The 657-nt window shown below is 46.1% G+C and carries 1 protein-coding gene; it reads right to left on the reverse strand.

Annotation, left to right across the window (positions count from 1 at the left end):
• Positions 1-440: copper amine oxidase N-terminal domain-containing protein (locus B3W37_RS14270; protein WP_483176193.1), on the reverse strand; the 440-nt coding region annotated here is incomplete at its 3' end.
• Positions 441-657: the final 217 nt, after the last annotated feature.

Here is a 657-nt window from a genome sequence, read left to right on the forward strand (position 1 = left end):
GGTACCGGCCCGCTGCTGATATTTACTCTCCGGGCCGCTGCATCCCACGCCACATGACATCCCAGGGCTTCACTTACAAAACGGACCGGAACCATGGTTCTATTCGAGTATATGACCGGGGAAACCTCCAACGGTATCCGGGAACCATTCTTAACTGCCTGATTAGATCCAATCTGCATCATTATGTTTACCCCATTGCCTGCCAGCTGAATTTCCTGCGTCCCGGCATTCCAGCTTACCTCCAGCTTCAAGGCTTCGGCAACGGTCCGCAAGGGAACCAGGGTATAGTTGTTTTGAATAATCGGGGGTACATCTGTGGGCAGAAACTGTCCATCCATGGCAATGGTTATTTCAGGCTGATACTCCACCGCCGTTACCGGCTGTGCCAAAGAGCAAAGCAGGATCAGCATCACACCTATTACCCTAAAAAATTTTTTCAATACAATACCCTCCCATTCCAGAAAAAATATTTACCGGCAGCCTCTTAGCCAGTTTTCAAAAACAGTCAAGGCCTTGTATGTCGCAAAGCCTTTTTAAATTATATTATATTTTGGTCCATATCAGGTTATCTTTCCCTGCTAAAGGCTAAAAATCGCTATCATGCACTTACAATTGAGGATTGCTATGAATAACAGTTTTTTGTCATCCTGAGCGAAG

The sequence above is a fragment of the Syntrophomonas sp. UBA5494 genome (assembly GCF_002426325.1).